The sequence below is a fragment of the Bacillus sp. FSL R9-9497 genome, from assembly GCF_038005805.1.
GTDB classification, from domain to species: Bacteria; Bacillota; Bacilli; order Bacillales; family Bacillaceae_G; genus Bacillus_A; species Bacillus_A cereus.
Genome location: NZ_JBBOTY010000001.1, coordinates 1,558,553 through 1,573,153, shown reverse-complemented (window position 1 = coordinate 1,573,153; position 14,601 = coordinate 1,558,553). Strand labels below are relative to the sequence as shown.

Sequence of the window (14,601 nt, the reverse complement as noted above, 5' to 3'; positions counted from 1 at the left end):
AAAAATAGGTAACTGACTTATATGAATGAATGTAAATTTGTAATCAATTCAAAGGTTTTCATCTTATTTTTTTACTACAGGAATTTGAATTTCTGTTACTTGCTCCTCTGGATTTTCTGTTACAGACCAATCAATCAATCCAATCTCAATCGAATCTCCATGTACTTCGTAACCTTCTTTATCAATGTATGTAAGTAACTCCTTGTACGTTGCATCTGTTTCTTCATACGGTCCATGATGATAAGAACAAGCATATAAACCTTCTTTAATTTCATCTGAAGTATGCACTTCATACGGCATATAATCCAAAAGAATAAATACACTGCTATATGCTTGAAACTCATTTTGCATTAACCCTTTTTTCGCAACAGTTACACCAATATCTCCAGAAAATAAGCTATCATCCATTTGCCTCATATTTTTTTGCAACGAATGAATGTAGTACTCAAACATATCATCCGTCGTATTCGGGGCAACCGCAATCGCTGTTATTTTTCGCTGCGGAATCTCTTTTATTACCATTTGTTCAGCTTTTGCTTTTGTTGCTTCCTTAATTAAATGAATTCTATGCTCCATTTTCGCCAAAGCATACTCAATTTCTCTTTGTTTTTTCAACATCATCTCTTGTTGTTTTTCCAGTAAATTGAGTGCATATGCTGGATTTCTTTCATCAATATATTTTTTAATTTCCTTTAATGGAATGTTTAATTGGCGTAAAAACTTAATCGTATCTAATAGTGAAAATTGATCGATTGTGTAATAGCGATAATTTGTTTGCGGGTCCACAGTGGACGGATGAAAAATTCCCTTCTCATCATAATAGCGTAAAGTAGATTCTGCGATATTATGCATTTTTGCCATTTCTCCAATTGTAAAACGTTTATTTAATAACATCTTTTATTTCCTTCCATTTCTATTTATTTCATTATATGTTCATTTTGTCTTCAAAACAAAAAAGAATTCCCCTACGAGAATTCTTTTTATTAACTCTTAAACCTCTATTATTATAGGAAGGATCATCGGTTTTCTTTTCGTATTAGTATATATAAACTTCCCTAAAGCCTCTCTTACTTCTTTTTTCAAAATACCCCAGCTATTCACATTCTCTTTCTTCAAATTATTAATTGTAATAACAGCTAATTTATTTAATTCCTTTAAAAATTCTTCTGAATCACGAACATAGACAAATCCACGAGAGATAATATCAGGACCGGAAATAATTTCTCCATCCACTTTATTAAAGGTAATAACTATTACGAGCATTCCATCTTCTGAAAGTTGTTTTCGATCACGTAATAATGCATTTCCAACATCACCAATTCCTAATCCATCTACATATATATTTCCAGCCTGTATTTTTCTAGATTGAACGGCCACTTCATTACTAATATCTACAACATCTCCATTACGAACGATAAAGATATTTTCTTTTTCGACACCAATTGATTCTGCTAACAAACTATGGTGATGTAGCATTCTAAACTCTCCATGAATTGGGATAAAATATTTAGGTTTCATTAAAGTGAGCATTAATTTCAATTCTTCTTGATACGCATGACCAGATACATGGACTCCAGTAGAACTACCTGATCCATAAATTACTTTTGCTCCTAAAGCAAATAGATTATCTATAATTCTTGAAACGTTACGTTCATTTCCTGGAATCGGAGTCGCAGCTATAATAACCGTATCTTCTGGTAAAACATCAACTTGTCTATAGTTTCCACTCGCTAAACGCGCTAAAGCTGCCATCGGTTCTCCTTGACTTCCTGTACAAAGTATCGCTACCTGCTTTGGATCTAAACGATTTATCTCACTCGCTTCAATTAACATGCCGTCTGGAATATGTAAATACCCTTTCTCTAGAGCAACTTCTACTACATTTACCATACTTCTCCCTAGCAAAGCTAGTTTTCGATTTGTTTTTATGCAAGCTTCAACTATTTGCTGAACACGATTTACATTAGAAGCAAATGTAGAAATAATTACTTTTCTATTTGCTTTCATAAATATTTCCTCTATCCGTTCTCCTACTGACCTTTCTGATGGAGTAAAACCTGGGCGTTCTGCATTTGTGCTTTCAGATAATAAAGCTAGTACACCTTCACTCCCTATTTTAGCCATTTTATGAATATCAGGATGTTGATTATTTACTGGTGTTAAATCAAATTTAAAATCACCTGTATGTACTACAGTACCTTCTGGTGTATGAAAAACAATACCGAGACAATCCGGAATACTGTGGTTCGTTTTAAAAAAGGTTGCCTTAATAGAACCACAATCAATTTCTGATTCTGAATGAATAACGATTAATTCCGTATCATTTTGAAGATTGTGTTCCTTTAATTTAATTTCAATTAAACCTAACGTTAACTTTGTTGCATAGATTGGTACATTTAGTTGTTTTAAAAAATATGGTATTCCGCCAATATGATCCTCATGCCCGTGCGTTACTACTAAACCGCGAATTTTTTCTTTATTTTCTTGCAAATATGTGACGTCTGGAATTATTAAATCAATCCCTAATAAACTTTCATCTGGAAATTTAGATCCACAATCAATGACGACAATATCATTTTCATATTGGATAGCATACATATTTTTTCCTATTTCATTTACTCCACCTAAAGCAACAATAGACAAGTTATTTTTTAATGAATTCAAATGATAAAACCTCCTTTTCACATTTATAATTCGTGAAATAGTATGTAGGCTTTATTATTTGTAATGAAAAAGGACTTCATACTATTTCATACATATAAAAATTCACACACTATTCTTATATGTATATCCCTAATAACACCATCTCTCTCTAAAAAAGCTCCCATTTTTCCATTGATTTTTTTCAAAATATATTATATATTAATTACAGGTTCAAATTACGAGTTCAAAAGAACTTGTAATCAGACCCTTTTGTTTAATGGGTTTTACATATTTTCATTAGGCAAATTCCGAGAAATCGTATGATAAAACTAAAAATGATGAGGAGAGGACCAGATGGAATTCGAATTTTTCTTTCAAATTGCACTTATTTTATTAAGTACAAAGCTTGCTGGTGATCTTAGTGTTAGATTAGGTCAACCTTCTGTACTAGGTAAATTAATTGTCGGTATCGTTATCGGTCCAGCTGTATTAGGTTGGATTGAAAATTCAGAGCTTCTAACTCAATTAAGTAATGTCGGGGTTATTCTTTTAATGTTTATGGCTGGACTTGAAACAGACTTAGAAGAATTAAACGCAAATCGTAATTCTTCTTTAGCAGTTGCACTCGGAGGTATCATTCTTCCATTCGTAGGTGGTTACGTTTCCGGCCTTGTTATGGGAATGGAACAAGGAAACGCTGTATTCTTAGGATTACTTCTATGTGCGACAAGTGTTAGTATTTCCGTACAAACACTTCGTGATTTAGGTAAAATGAAAACACGTGAAAGTACGACGATGCTTGGAGCCGCTGTATTTGATGACATTCTTGTTGTTATTTTATTAGCATTCGCAATGAGCTTCTTAGGCACTGATGATGTTAACTTAACAATGATTATCTTGAAGAAAGTAGTATTCTTCGCTTCTATTATTTTAATCGGATGGAAAGGTGTTCCAGCAATTATGCGTTGGTTATCACCACTGCGCGTATCTGAGTCTATCGTGAGCGCAGCTCTTATCATCTGTTTCTCATTCGCATATTTCGGCGAACTATTAGGAATTGCTGGTATTATCGGTGCTTTCGCTGCTGGTATTGCAATTTCTCAAACAAACTACAAACATGAAGTAGAAAAGAAAGTAGAACCAATTGCTTACGCTATGTTCGTTCCAGTATTCTTCGTTAGTATCGGTATGAATATTACATTTGACGGTATTGGCAATCAAATTTGGTTCATTTTAGCATTAACAGTAATCGCTGTATTAACGAAACTAATTGGTTGTGGTGTTGGTGCACGCATGACTGGATTTGATGCTAAGTCTTCTGCAATTATCGGTTCTGGTATGGTTTCTCGTGGTGAAGTTGCACTTATCATCGCAGGAACAGGTCTTTCTTCTGGGCTATTGGCACAAGATTACTTTACAGCAATCGTTATTGTCGTTATTTTAACTACAATGATTACACCACCAATGTTAAAATACACGTTTGGTGCAAAAGATAAAGCAATGAAAGCAAGTAAATAAGTTTACTATAATAAAAGGAGATTGCTATTTTATAAGATAGCAATCTCCTTTTTGTTTTATCTTTAAACAATCTCGTTCTTTTTTAAGCATTTTCAAAAATAGTTCGTGCTTCTTCATCATCCATATCATTACTAAATGAATACACCATAATGCCGTAATTATCTATATATTCACCTAGCTTCATTCCCTCCACTTTCTTATAAAAATCGTCCACCTCATAGTGCGGAATATAAGCATGCCAAACCGACTCATTTATTCTCTTATACGCCGTCACTTCTAAATCATATCCGTATTCATAATATCCGATGTGATAATGTTTGTTCGGATCATATTTATCCATTAAAAGTCCCCTCTACTAAACAAAAGCGAGCCTTATATTACAGCTCGCCCCTCTCTCTATTTATTAAATACGCTCCATCGCCGTCTTCAACGTTCCAACAACAAAGGCAATTTCTTCACTTGAAATAATAAGCGGCGGCGCTAATGTTAAGACGTTATTATATCCTGCTGTCGTCATACCGTTTCGTCCTATAATAAGCCCTTTTTCTTTACAAGCATTTACGACACTTGCGATTTTGTCGTTATCAATTGGCTCTTTCGTCTCTTTATCATTTACTAATTCAATTCCAACTAATAGACCTTTTCCTCTAATATCCCCAACAAGCGGATGTTCCCGAATTTCATCTTTTAGTTGCTCTAATAAAAGGGAACCCATTTGTGCAGATCGCTCAATTAAATTTTCATTTTCCATAATCTCTAAATTTTTAAGTGCTAATGCACAAGCTGCTGGATTTCCACCAAATGTATTAATATGGCGGAAAAATTCATATTCTCCTTTACCTTTAAAAGCCTCATATATTTCTTTTTTCACAGCTGTTGCAGATAATGGTAAATATGCGCTCGTAATGCCTTTTGCCATTGTAATAATATCTGGCTTCACATCATAATTCATAAATCCGAATGCTTTTCCTGTACGACCGAAGCCGCAAATCACTTCATCACTTATAAGCAAGGCACCGTGTTTTTGACATGTCTCATGAACAGCTTTCATATAGTCTTGTGGTGGCATTAATATGCCCCCGCCTGTAATAATAGGTTCCATAATAAACGCAACAATTGTTTCACTTAATTCCCACGTCATAACACGATCGACTTCTTTCACACATTCTACATCATAAATATGCTGCCCTTCAATTTCAGGCATACGGTAACAATCCGGTGGTGTTACGTGTAAAAAGCCTGAAGCAAACGGCTCATATTGATATCTACGCTGCGCTTGTCCCGTCGCTGCCATTGTCGCCATTGTATTCCCGTGATACCCACGATAACGTGACATAAATTTATAACGATGTGGTTCACCTTTTTGCGCATAGTATTGCCTTGCTATTTTAAAAGCTGTTTCGTTCGCTTCTGAACCACTATTTGAGAAGAAAATAACATACTCTCCCCCAAGCCACTCATTTAACTTTTCAGCAAGCTTTATAGCTGGTTCATGAGATTGTGACATTGGAAAGTATGATAATGTTTGTAATTGCTTATAAGCCGCTTCTGCGAGCTCCGTTCTTCCATATCCACTATTCACACACCAAAGACCACTCATACCATCTAAATATCTTTTTCCTTGTATATCTTCAACCCAGCACCCTTCAGCTTTTGCCCCTACCATTGTACTATTTGGACTAAAGGGACGCATTCCGTGCCAAACATATCGCTCATCTTTTGCTAATAATTCATCAGTTTGCTTCGTTTTCATCATTACTTCCACCTTCCATAACAACTTATTTTTCACAAAAGCTGCGCTGGTGCCATGATGACTTAAATTTCTCCCTGCTATTTTCATTCCACAAAATTAAGACAAATCCTACTTACAAATCAGTAATATTTACAAGAAAATGACAAAAGAAAAAAGAGCTTTTCTTATCTATCGAAAAGCTCCTCTTTTATTTAATGTGAAGACGCATCACTAATACCGTGACCAGTATTAGATTTCACAAGAATTTCATCAAATTTCGCTGCATCTTCTTTCTTACTAGATAAAACAGTTCCTAAATATGCTGCAAGAAATCCGAGCGGAATTGAAATAATTCCTGGTGTCGTATATGGGAATATCGCTTCCCCAACAAAAATAGCTTTTCCAGCTACAGGGTTCCAAACATTCGGACTCAACGCTACGAGAACAATTGCTGATACGAGCCCTACAATCATACCGGAAATAGCACCCGTTGTATTAAAACGCTTCCAATATATTGTAAATAAAATCACTGGTAGATTTGCACTCGCTGCAACTGCAAATGCTAATGATACTAAAAATGCTACGTTTAATGTTTGGGCAAATAATGCAAGTATGATAGATAATATCGCTACTCCAATAGATGCATACCGAGCCATAGATACTTGCTCTTTTTCCGATGATTTCCCTTTGCGAATGATCTCATTATAAAAATCATGAGCAAATGCTGATGCTGCCGTTAATACGAGACCTGCCACTACAGCCAAAATTGTTGCAAAAGCAATTGCTGATACGAAAGCAAATAAGAAGTCTCCACCTAACGCTTTGGCTAATAAAGGTGCTGCCATATTACCCGCTGGGTTCGCTTTAATAATCGCTTCATTTCCTACAAACGCTGCCGCACCAAATCCTAAGAAAATCGTCATAATATAAAATGCACCAATTAACCATGTCGCATATACGACAGATTGACGTGCAGTTTTTGCATCACGTACTGTAAAAAAGCGGACAAGTATATGTGGTAATCCAGCTGTACCAAGTACTAGTCCTAAATTTAAAGAAAGTGTATCAAGGCCATCCTTATACTTTACACCTGGATTTAAAAATGAATCTTTTAATGGTGTAGCTGTTTTCATTTGGGCAAACATTTCAGTCACGCTGAAGTTGAATTTTGCGAAAACGATAACAGAAATAATAAACGTACCGGCCATAAGTAATACAGCCTTTACAATTTGTACCCAGCTCGTTGCTGTCATACCACCAAAAATAACATACACCGTCATAAGTGTTCCAACGATTAATACAGATGTCGTATATTCAATCCCTAATAATAATTTAATAAGTGCACCCGCGCCAACTAATTGTGCAATCATATAAAAGATAGAAATCGTCATCGTATTAAGAGCTGCAACTCCGCGAACTTTTTTCGCGTCAAAGCGTGCTGCAATCATATCCGCCAAAGTGTACTTCCCTAAATTTCTAAGCGGTTCTGCAACAAGATATAGTACAACTAAATAAGCAACTAAAAAACCGATACTATAAAAGAATCCATCAAACCCAGTTAATGCGATTGCTCCAGCTATACCGAGAAATGAAGCAGCAGACATGTAATCTCCAGCAATGGCCAGACCATTTTGCCAACCAGTTAATCCCCCTCCAGCCGTATAAAATTCACTCGCATTTTTCGTTTTTTTCGATGCAAAATAGGTTATGACGAGCGTACCAAGAACAATAATTAAAAATAGTGCAAATGCAGTAGTATTCAAGTTCAGCCCCTCCCTTTTTGCATATCTTGCAAAATTTTTCGGGAGATTTCATCAAATGATTCTGCTTTTTTGCTATAAATCATACATAGTGTCCATGTCATAATAAATTGGGAAAAAGCAAATACCCACGCCCATGTAACGTCTCCAAATGCAGGTGTATTAAGCATCTTTGAATACGATGTTAGAATAGGTAATGCGATAAAAAAACTAAAAAAGAAAATACTCATTGGAATGATAAACTTCTTTTTCGTATTTAATAACAATTGAAATTCTTCCGACTGAACGACCTCTGTATAATTCACCTCATTTTGCAACTTACGTGCTGACGTATCGTCTCGTTTCATTAACCGATCCCCTCTCTTACTTAAAATACACTTCCCCCTTGCATACCTAAAGACTAAATTTTATAAATATTCAGAAACTTATATTCATTTTAGACAATCCATGCATTCATGCAAAGATTTTTTGATAGACATTTTTCGGCAATTTCCCCTAAATTTTTAATATACTTTTTCAAAATAAAGTGACACCTTACTTATTTATCCTCATTAAGACAAAAGCAGTGCTTAACGCACTACTTTTGTCTTTTTTTCCTTTTCTAAATTACGAGCCGTTTCGCTTAACTCAACATCTTTTCCGTCTTTAAGTGTTCCAAATATAAAATCGAATACTGGATTTGAAACACCAAACCAAAACTTTTCGTTTTTATAATGGTGTAATATATGTTGTTTTTTTAGCCATCTTCCAAACTTAGTGACGGGACGAATCGGTCTATGAGCAATATAATGTTTCCATTCGTAAACGAGCAGCATAATAATCATTCCGATTCCAAATGAAAGTGCAATAGTAACACTTTTTGTAATACCATATGCTATAAGTAAATATATAGTAAAACTAGGTATACTAAACCATACAGGTAAAAACAAAAGTTTTAAATCATCTGGATATACGTGGTGATCATAATGCAATCTTCTTAACATTTTTAATAGAAATGTGTTTTTAGGTGGCTTTATATGGAATAAAAAACGATGTGTCATATATTCATTAAGCGTATAGAAAACAATCCCAAACATACATGCTAACATGCCAAACCACGTAAAAAATTGCATTTTTAAAATAATAATGAAAATAAATAGAATGCTATACATAATAACAATATCATGTTGTAAAAAGAACTCTTTCCCCACTTTCTTCATCTTGTTTCCCCCTTTTCCAAAAAAACAGCCGCAACATATCGTTACGACTATTTCTTTTCTATTCTTATTCTATTCACTTTACAAATTTGCCTGCTGTTCTATTGCCGAGAAAAAATTGTTTGATCCAAATATATTTTGCTTCGGAATAATATGTTCCACTGCAAACACTGTTACTTCTCCTCTTTGCACTTCTCCAATAATGAGCCCAAATATTTCATGATTTACTGCAAACGTCGGTTGCTTTGTTTGTAACAATCTTGCAGCATTATGAAATACCGCTTCATATAGTGGATTTCTATCAGTAATTTCTTTTCGGATTTTTGGCGCTAACGTAATTATAATTTCTTTTCCGTCAATAGTGGTTCGATACATAAAAATCTCCCCTTCAATCTTATGTGAACAACTGTAAAGCTTTGTATGCAAAATGTATAGAGTAACCTACTAAAATAATACCTGCTCCGGCTGTTATGTAGCCAAGCGCTTTTGGTTTTAATAAAGTTCTTCCAAAATGTACAGAAAAAGCAATATTTAAATTCCATAAAATAATACCAACAATAATGCAAAGACTGTACAAAAAAGCTTCTTGTTTCGTTACCTTCGTAAGTAATGAGCTAAGTGTACTTCCGTATATACCAAACCAAAAAACAAGATTTAATGGATTGGATATCGCAATTAAAAATCCTGCCATAAACGATTGCTTAAGGCCACCTACCTCTTCTTTTTTATATTCCATATTCGATTCGAAAATTCCTTGTTTTACACTTTGAAATCCTAAATAAAATAACAAGAAAAAACCCGTGCAATACATGAAGGCTTGTACATATGTATACATAAACACAGAAGATAAACCGAAATAAATGAGAAGCATAAATAAAACATCTGCAGTCATTCCACCTATTCCAACAACCCAAGCATGCCAAAAACCACGTTCAATTCCTCGTTTTAACATTTCAATATTAATCGGCCCTACTGGCGCAGCTAATGATATACCTAATACAATTTGCTGTATAATTGCTCCAATCATCGCTCTATCCTTTCTACTCTCTTTACTACTAGTTAATGATGTAATTTAAAAAAATAGACTAGCTTTCATAATAAAATACCCTTTTTTATCCAAAATATACAAAAGAGCCATCTAGATGATGGCTCTTACTTTTCTATCCTATGAAGAAAAGGACATTTCCCTTTTATTGGCTCTACATCGTCTCCTATGAAATATTGTTTCCATTCACGATGCTCTGGGTCACCATAATGACTAATGTTAGGATGTTTCGGCAATTGATCCCACTTTTCAACTCGCTCACGGACCATTTGTCTTGAATATGCTCCTTTAGGACGATCTCCCTCTAATCCATCAAAAATAGTGCGTGGCTGAAACCCAATAACGAGAGAATTCCCTAAATGTCTAGTTTTTCGTTGTTTATAAGCTGGCGCATTTCCAAATGCGAATATTGGCTCACCACCAAATGAAAATTCCCATAAATAATGGTCTGGGTCTTCAGGAATTTGCTTTGGCCATGCTTGATTATCGTTTTCATGTAAATACTGTAACACTTTCCAAAAAGAATCACGGTAATATTCGAGTGATCGTTCTTCACATTCCGGTTCTACAAAAAGGAAAAAGCCCCTTCTTACAATCGGTCTCTCTTTCATTAAGTCTAAAAAAGATAACATTGTATGCGGCAAATGACTCCAATCATTATGAGAAAGAAATGAATAACGAAGTTCATTCTTTTTCAAAGCTGTTAAACCGAAATAACATGGAAAAGTTGGTTCTAACACAACATTTGAAAAAATCTCAAATTCTTTTGCAACCCAATCCGGTATGTCGGTTCTCGTTCTCATTCCTTCATTATCTAATAAGTAAGACTTATTCATTCTTTCACCTCATTATGTATAGCATTCAATTAAGAATATTACGTACAAGGCCTGTCCTATACCTATTTAAAAATTTGACTGGAAAATTATTTAAAAATACAAAAAAATAAAATCGCTTACTTGACTAAATTCTCCCAATTCGTGTATATTTAAATTAATCATTTAGCAGAATATTCAAGAATATAGCATTTTTAGTTTATATTATTTTTTTAATGAATTTCACTAAATGAAAATAGTAAACGCTTTTAGGAGGAATTGTAACATGCAAGGAAAAGTAAAATGGTTTAACAACGAAAAAGGTTTTGGATTTATCGAAATGGCAGGCGCTGACGATGTATTCGTACATTTCTCTGCTATTCAAGGAGACGGCTACAAAGCTTTAGAAGAAGGTCAAGAAGTATCTTTCGACATTACTGAAGGTAACCGCGGACCTCAAGCTGCTAACGTAGTAAAACTTTAATCCAACATATAACAGGAGGTTGCCTTACTTGGTAACCTCCTTTGTTATTCCTTTGTATATTTCCGTTTTACAGAGCAAAAACTATGTGAAATGCGCACTATACAAAGGAGGAATTATTAATGGGATCAGAAGTAAATGATTTTGAAGAAGTGAAATTCCGTGTAGAAACAGCACAAAAAATGGTAGGATCAGCAACAATTTCAATGGATCCAGATACATTAGAGCATGCTACTACTGCTGTAGAAGCAGCTCGCTCTCAGCTTGAAATTATGAAATCTGTTGCAACTGATTTAGATGAGCCATTTTTAATGAATGAGGAAAAGAAATTAAATAAATGTGAGCATCAACTAAACGAAGCAAGACACTAAAAAACATCCAGAGAATTTTCTCTGGATGTTTTTTCATGACAACTGTTCTCCATACTTTTTCAATGTTTCTCCAACTGTACATTGCCGTATACAAAATGAATGGGCATAATATTTACTATTTGTCTTTCGATTATGTTCTCGCAAGAAACATCCTTCACAATACGTTTCTAATAAGTCATTTACCTCTGTAATGAGTTGCTTTTTATCCACCTTTGCACCTCTCTATTCAGTTATTTCTTTATGACTATCAATAACTGTTCCTTCCAATGCTTGCGTAGCTAATTGATGTGCTTCTTTATTTTGTTTTCTAGATATTGGTTCACATATAAGTTTTAATTTCATTTGCTTCGCCTTTTGTTCAATTTGATCTAAATAATGGTTTAAATGCTCATCATAACAAGGCCATTCTCCGGCTAATTGCTGCAGTACAACTTGAGAATCACCGTGAAGTGTGACTGCTTCATACTTAACCCCTAATTCCTCGAGTATATTCATACCGTATAGTAACGATGCATATTCCGCTTCATTATTATCATATATACCTTCTATATATGCATTGCGGCGAATCCGGTAGTTTGTATTTCCTTTTTTATAATACACACATATACCAACGCCAGCTTCTTTCGTTTGCACATCATATCCCCCATCAAAATAAACGAGTATTTCTTGGGGATCTTCCTCTACTTGCTTACTTAACTTTTTCATCTCTTTTAATGACCATTCTGCGTCCATTTCATCATAAAATGAAATTTCTTTTACTCTTCCTGTTTTCTCAAAATCCTCTGCAAATTGAAGTACTTCTTCTATATTCATATACTCTGTCGTTAATTCCGTCTGCAATCCGCGCTTCGTTTTATACAACCAATGAATTTTATATTTCATACTACATTCCCCTTATGTAAGACTTCTTATTTATCCGGCTAATTGAAGCCTCACTTTATTTTATTATATTTTATCAAGAGTCACAGTATTATATTCAATATAATCACATACAAAAAGAGCCATCCTATATAAGGAATAGCTCTTTCATCTATTACATAAATCTTTCAAATTGTACTCGCTTATTAATCCAGTACATTACAGGCATACCGATCGCCATTACTACGAATTCACCTGCTGCACATGTTAACCAAGTCCACATAAATGGTAGGTCAAATGCAAGATGAAGTTCAATTGCAATCATAAACATTGTAATCGTAAAGATAACTGTATTAAAAATCATACGAGCCCAAACACCTTTAATAAATCGCATAGAAATAATCGTTGCAACTAATGCAAGAATAGATTGCCCTACTCCAAATACTAAATCATAAGCGATCATAGGTGAGAAAAAGAGATTCGTTAAAAATACACCTAATACAATTCCGTAAATTGCTTTCTTGTTAAATACAACGAGATGATTAAACATCTCTGAAATACGAAACTGTACATTCGTAAAGCCAAATGGCTGAATAAGCATAGAAACAGCAATATATAATGCCGCTAAAATACCATTACCGACTAATGTTCTAATATTCATGACAAAATCTCCTTAGTTTTTTTACGTGGGATGGTTTCGAACCACGTTATTCGTTTTTTAAGCAACAAGATTATATTTTACGTGGTAGCCCCTCTTTCGTCAATAGATTTCCTATCATAAACTACCTTTTTCCTTTTAGACAACGTATAATGAAACATATGAAAGATTTAGGAGGTTTCACTTCATGACAGCAACAATTCAAAATGAAAAAGTGATCGTTTCCATTTCTGACAAAGGTGCAGAATTACAGAGCGTTCGCTTAAAAGAAGACAACACAGAATATTTATGGCAAGGTGATTCTACTTATTGGGGATGCCGTGCACCAATTTTGTTCCCAATTGTTGGTCGATTAGTAGATAATACATACTACGTAGACGGTAAACCATATTCATTAACACAACACGGTTTCGCTCGTGATCTTACTTTTTCTGTGAAAGAACAAAGCGAAACAAAGATCACTTATATCGTTACTAGTAATGAAGAAACATTAAAAAAATACCCATACGAATTCGAATTACTCGTTTCTTATGAGCTAGATGGACAAAGTGTTCATGTAACATATGAAGTAAACAATCCTACTTCTAAAGAAATGTTCTTCTCAATCGGCGCACATCCTGGATTCAACTTCCCTTTATTGGACGGTGAATCATTTACAGATTATCACTTATCGTTTAATGGTTCGGAACGCTTAGAAACAAGCGTATTAGAAGGACCTTATCTTTCAAACAAAAAGCAATTAATCGCTGAAAATACGACTGAATTGCCACTTACATACGATTTATTCAAAAATGATGCACTTATTTTTGAACATATGAATACAAATGAAATTTCGATTCGTTCTCATAAACATAATAAATTTGTAAAAGTAGAATTTGATGAATTTCCATTTGTCGGCGTATGGACACCAGGGGATAACGCACCTTTCTTATGTATTGAACCTTGGTATGGAATCGCTGATGAAGTAAATCCAGCAAAAGATTTCAAGGACAAAAAGGGAATTCAATCTTTACAAGCGAATGAAACATTTACATGTCGTTACAGCATCACAATCGGATAACTACTCTATCCCCTACTTCAAAAAAATATTTAAGTAGGGGATAATCTTATAATTTGGAGGTTTCTCATTTTGATTGAAGTATATATTGATGGTGCATCAAAAGGAAATCCTGGTCCTTCTGGTGCAGGAGTGTTTATTAAAGGCGTTCAGCCGCCTGTACAATTATCAGTACCACTTGGAACAATGTCCAATCATGAAGCAGAGTACCGCGCTTTACTTCTAGCATTAAAATATTGCATTGAGCATAATTATAGCACTGTCTCTTTTCGTACAGATTCGCAGCTTGTTGAGCGAGCTCTTGAAAAGGAATACGCAAAAAATAAAATATTTGCACCTCTTTTAGATGAAGCACTACAGTACATAAAAAACTTCGATCTGTTTTTTATTAAGTGGATTCCAAGTAGTCAAAATAAAGTAGCTGATGAATTAGCTAGAAAAGCTATCTTACAAAATTAACGGGGGTATGA

17 protein-coding genes, 1 pseudogene and 1 riboswitch are annotated in these 14,601 nt (G+C 34.4%); of the genes and pseudogenes, 5 read left to right on the top strand and 13 right to left on the bottom strand.

The genetic code is table 11. The features are described 5' to 3' along the window. Positions 1 to 63 precede the first annotated feature (63 nt). Together MKY21_RS08180 and MKY21_RS08175 are read right to left on the bottom strand one after the other, a co-directional pair. Entirely contained in the window at positions 64 to 894 is an 831-nt protein-coding gene (locus MKY21_RS08180) for a MerR family transcriptional regulator (RefSeq protein WP_000925951.1), read from the bottom strand. Between the two features lie 96 nt (positions 895 to 990). Further along, the gene (locus tag MKY21_RS08175; protein ID WP_100619600.1) at positions 991 to 2,664 is read right to left on the bottom strand and encodes an RNase J family beta-CASP ribonuclease; all 1,674 of its coding nucleotides are present in this window, start codon (positions 2,662 to 2,664) and stop codon (positions 991 to 993) included. A 333-nt stretch (positions 2,665 to 2,997) separates the two neighbouring features. Here MKY21_RS08175 and MKY21_RS08170 point away from each other — a divergent pair, with 333 nt between their 5' ends. Beyond that, entirely contained in the window at positions 2,998 to 4,161 is a 1,164-nt protein-coding gene (locus MKY21_RS08170; protein ID WP_000393892.1) for a cation:proton antiporter, read from the top strand. Positions 4,162 to 4,223: 62 nt separating this feature from the next. Here the strand turns inward: MKY21_RS08170 and MKY21_RS08165 are convergent. From MKY21_RS08165 to MKY21_RS08130, 8 genes and pseudogenes are all read right to left on the bottom strand, one after another. After that, a pseudogene (locus MKY21_RS08165) lies at positions 4,224 to 4,501 on the bottom strand (DUF3986 family protein). A gap of 63 nt (positions 4,502 to 4,564) precedes the next feature. Further along, positions 4,565 to 5,914, bottom strand: a complete 1,350-nt coding sequence (locus MKY21_RS08160; protein ID WP_341075887.1) for an aspartate aminotransferase family protein — start codon at positions 5,912 to 5,914, stop codon at positions 4,565 to 4,567. 191 nt (positions 5,915 to 6,105) lie between these two features. Beyond that, positions 6,106 to 7,656 (bottom strand): solute symporter family protein, encoded by a 1,551-nt coding sequence (locus MKY21_RS08155; protein WP_001098233.1) that lies wholly within the window; start codon positions 7,654 to 7,656, stop codon positions 6,106 to 6,108. A gap of 2 nt (positions 7,657 to 7,658) precedes the next feature. Continuing rightward, complete coding sequence (locus MKY21_RS08150) at positions 7,659 to 8,000, bottom strand: DUF485 domain-containing protein (protein WP_341075885.1); 342 nt, start codon at positions 7,998 to 8,000, stop codon at positions 7,659 to 7,661. Positions 8,001 to 8,222: 222 nt separating this feature from the next. Next, complete coding sequence (locus MKY21_RS08145) at positions 8,223 to 8,852, bottom strand: sterol desaturase family protein (RefSeq protein ID WP_000755396.1); 630 nt, start codon at positions 8,850 to 8,852, stop codon at positions 8,223 to 8,225. Between the two features lie 78 nt (positions 8,853 to 8,930). Beyond that, positions 8,931 to 9,224: a hypothetical protein gene (locus MKY21_RS08140; protein ID WP_000286362.1), complete on the bottom strand. Its 294-nt coding sequence runs from the start codon at positions 9,222 to 9,224 to the stop codon at positions 8,931 to 8,933. Positions 9,225 to 9,243: 19 nt separating this feature from the next. Continuing rightward, positions 9,244 to 9,876 (bottom strand): LysE family transporter, encoded by a 633-nt coding sequence (locus MKY21_RS08135; RefSeq protein ID WP_000578569.1) that lies wholly within the window; start codon positions 9,874 to 9,876, stop codon positions 9,244 to 9,246. A 125-nt stretch (positions 9,877 to 10,001) separates the two neighbouring features. Continuing rightward, positions 10,002 to 10,730: a YqcI/YcgG family protein gene (locus tag MKY21_RS08130; RefSeq protein ID WP_001043762.1), complete on the bottom strand. Its 729-nt coding sequence runs from the start codon at positions 10,728 to 10,730 to the stop codon at positions 10,002 to 10,004. A gap of 262 nt (positions 10,731 to 10,992) precedes the next feature. Here MKY21_RS08130 and cspB point away from each other — a divergent pair, with 262 nt between their 5' ends. Together cspB and MKY21_RS08120 are read left to right on the top strand one after the other, a co-directional pair. Then, on the top strand, positions 10,993 to 11,190 hold the full coding sequence (gene cspB / locus MKY21_RS08125; protein WP_341075881.1) for a cold shock-like protein CspB: 198 nt from the start codon (positions 10,993 to 10,995) through the stop codon (positions 11,188 to 11,190). A gap of 119 nt (positions 11,191 to 11,309) precedes the next feature. Beyond that, on the top strand, positions 11,310 to 11,558 hold the full coding sequence (locus tag MKY21_RS08120) for a DUF2564 family protein (RefSeq protein WP_000534392.1): 249 nt from the start codon (positions 11,310 to 11,312) through the stop codon (positions 11,556 to 11,558). Between the two features lie 33 nt (positions 11,559 to 11,591). Here MKY21_RS08120 and MKY21_RS08115 read toward each other — a convergent pair whose 3' ends face one another. From MKY21_RS08115 to MKY21_RS08105, 3 genes are all read right to left on the bottom strand, one after another. Next, positions 11,592 to 11,768 carry a zinc-finger domain-containing protein gene (locus tag MKY21_RS08115; protein WP_000358801.1) on the bottom strand — a complete coding sequence of 59 codons (177 nt, stop codon included), beginning with the start codon at positions 11,766 to 11,768 and terminating at the stop codon, positions 11,592 to 11,594. A 12-nt stretch (positions 11,769 to 11,780) separates the two neighbouring features. Continuing rightward, the gene (locus MKY21_RS08110; RefSeq protein WP_000875555.1) at positions 11,781 to 12,440 is read right to left on the bottom strand and encodes a ribonuclease H family protein; all 660 of its coding nucleotides are present in this window, start codon (positions 12,438 to 12,440) and stop codon (positions 11,781 to 11,783) included. A 151-nt stretch (positions 12,441 to 12,591) separates the two neighbouring features. Further along, positions 12,592 to 13,077 carry a QueT transporter family protein gene (locus tag MKY21_RS08105; protein WP_001026471.1) on the bottom strand — a complete coding sequence of 162 codons (486 nt, stop codon included), beginning with the start codon at positions 13,075 to 13,077 and terminating at the stop codon, positions 12,592 to 12,594. A gap of 6 nt (positions 13,078 to 13,083) precedes the next feature. Further along, a riboswitch (PreQ1 riboswitch) is annotated at positions 13,084 to 13,128 on the bottom strand. Positions 13,129 to 13,261: 133 nt separating this feature from the next. Here MKY21_RS08105 and MKY21_RS08100 point away from each other — a divergent pair. Together MKY21_RS08100 and MKY21_RS08095 are read left to right on the top strand one after the other, a co-directional pair. Next, positions 13,262 to 14,134, top strand: a complete 873-nt coding sequence (locus tag MKY21_RS08100; RefSeq protein ID WP_341075879.1) for an aldose 1-epimerase family protein — start codon at positions 13,262 to 13,264, stop codon at positions 14,132 to 14,134. 69 nt (positions 14,135 to 14,203) lie between these two features. Continuing rightward, positions 14,204 to 14,590 carry a reverse transcriptase-like protein gene (locus MKY21_RS08095; RefSeq protein WP_000573878.1) on the top strand — a complete coding sequence of 129 codons (387 nt, stop codon included), beginning with the start codon at positions 14,204 to 14,206 and terminating at the stop codon, positions 14,588 to 14,590. Positions 14,591 to 14,601 lie beyond the last annotated feature (11 nt).

Coding starts and splice junctions, on each gene's coding strand:
- MKY21_RS08180 (WP_000925951.1), bottom strand. CDS start 894: ATGTTATTAAATAAACGTTTTACAATTGGAGAAATGGCAAAAATGCAT.
- MKY21_RS08170 (WP_000393892.1), top strand. CDS start 2,998: ATGGAATTCGAATTTTTCTTTCAAATTGCACTTATTTTATTAAGTACA.
- MKY21_RS08160 (WP_341075887.1), bottom strand. CDS start 5,914: ATGAAAACGAAGCAAACTGATGAATTATTAGCAAAAGATGAGCGATAT.
- MKY21_RS08150 (WP_341075885.1), bottom strand. CDS start 8,000: ATGAAACGAGACGATACGTCAGCACGTAAGTTGCAAAATGAGGTGAAT.
- MKY21_RS08145 (WP_000755396.1), bottom strand. CDS start 8,852: ATGAAGAAAGTGGGGAAAGAGTTCTTTTTACAACATGATATTGTTATT.
- MKY21_RS08140 (WP_000286362.1), bottom strand. CDS start 9,224: ATGTATCGAACCACTATTGACGGAAAAGAAATTATAATTACGTTAGCG.
- MKY21_RS08135 (WP_000578569.1), bottom strand. CDS start 9,876: ATGATTGGAGCAATTATACAGCAAATTGTATTAGGTATATCATTAGCT.
- MKY21_RS08130 (WP_001043762.1), bottom strand. CDS start 10,730: ATGAATAAGTCTTACTTATTAGATAATGAAGGAATGAGAACGAGAACC.
- cspB (WP_341075881.1), top strand. CDS start 10,993: ATGCAAGGAAAAGTAAAATGGTTTAACAACGAAAAAGGTTTTGGATTT.
- MKY21_RS08120 (WP_000534392.1), top strand. CDS start 11,310: ATGGGATCAGAAGTAAATGATTTTGAAGAAGTGAAATTCCGTGTAGAA.
- MKY21_RS08110 (WP_000875555.1), bottom strand. CDS start 12,440: ATGAAATATAAAATTCATTGGTTGTATAAAACGAAGCGCGGATTGCAG.
- MKY21_RS08105 (WP_001026471.1), bottom strand. CDS start 13,077: ATGAATATTAGAACATTAGTCGGTAATGGTATTTTAGCGGCATTATAT.
- MKY21_RS08100 (WP_341075879.1), top strand. CDS start 13,262: ATGACAGCAACAATTCAAAATGAAAAAGTGATCGTTTCCATTTCTGAC.